Consider the following 1,238-nt stretch of genomic DNA (forward strand, 5'->3'; position numbering starts at 1 on the left):
GGAACTTCGTGACGGGTTCACGTGGTCGTCGCAACGAGCAGTCGTTTGTTGTACTCCTCGAGTGGAGTATCCCATCCCAGGGTTTTTCTGGGGCGGTTGTTCAGTAGAGCGGCGACCTCGTCGAGCCGTTCGGGACCGTGCACCGACAAGTCGGTGCCCTTCTTGAAGTACTGACGGAGCAGACCGTTGGTGTTCTCGTTGGTGCCCCGCTGCCACGGGGAGTGCGGATCACAGAAGTAGATCTGCACCCCTGTGGCGACGGTGATCTCGGCATGCTTGGCCATCTCCCCGCCTTGATCCCAGGTGATCGAACGCATCAGTGCCGCAGGCAGTTCCGCGATCTTCTTCGTCATCGCCTCGGCCACCGACGCCGCCGAATGATCGATGGGCAGATGCAGCAGCATCACCAACCGTGACGTCCGCTCGACCAGTGTCCCGATCGCCGACCCGCCCTTGGTGCCGATGATCAGATCACCCTCCCAATGGCCGGGAACGTTGCGGTCGGCGACCTCGGCGGGCCGTTCGGAGATGTTGATCATCCCGCGGATTTTCGATCGCCGTTCGGTGGTACGGCGATGCGCCAGCCGCACCGGCCGGCCCGTCCGAAGATGCCTGGTCAGCTCCTTGGTCAGGCCACCTTTGCCCTGAACGAAGAGGGTCTGATAGATCGTTTCGTGCGACACATGCATCTCCGGCGAGTGAGGAAATTCCTTCCTCAGTGTCGCCGAGATCTGCTCGGGCGAGTAGTCCAACTCGAGCAGCGCCTGCACCCGATCGCGCAGCAACGGCGTGAGCTCGAGCTTGCCCTTCTTCGGCCGTTTGGCTGCCTTTCGGGCATCACGCTCAGCCTGATGTGGCTTGTACTGTCCACGGAAGTACTTGTGCCGCTTGAGTTCTCGACTGATCGTCGACACCGCTCGCCCCAGGCATGTCGCGATCGCGGTCATCGTCCAGCCGTCCCGGACACCGTCGGCGATGAACTCGCGTTCCTCCAGCGAGAGGAAACGGCCCGTCGGCTCCGGTGTCGAGCGTGGACGCACACCACCACGTTCGTACACCCAGTTCCAGCCGCTGCCCTCGCTGATACCGACTGCGAGGGCAGCGTCCTTGATCGTCACGCCACTGCTCCGCAGTGACCAGAACGTCATCCGAACCTGATGTGAGAAACCCGGGTGAACCATCGCAAACATCCCTAATGATCAGGCACGTTGCAACCACCGCTCGAATCCGCCCGTAGC

General features: G+C 62.1%; 1 protein-coding gene. It reads right to left on the reverse strand.

Annotation, left to right across the window (positions count from 1 at the left end):
• Nucleotides 1-17: 17 nt before the first annotated feature.
• Nucleotides 18-1,181: an IS30 family transposase gene (locus CH278_RS04095; protein WP_373557318.1), complete on the reverse strand. Its 1,164-nt coding sequence runs from the start codon at nt 1,179-1,181 to the stop codon at nt 18-20.
• Nucleotides 1,182-1,238: the final 57 nt, after the last annotated feature.

Source organism: Rhodococcus sp. 05-2254-5 (assembly GCF_002258575.1).
GTDB lineage: Bacteria > Actinomycetota > Actinomycetes > Mycobacteriales > Mycobacteriaceae > Rhodococcoides > Rhodococcoides fascians.

What these genes read in the sequence shown, in the direction of transcription:
- CH278_RS04095 (WP_373557318.1), bottom strand. Translation starts at nt 1,181, where the DNA reads ATGGTTCACCCGGGTTTCTCACATCAGGTTCGGATGACGTTCTGGTCA.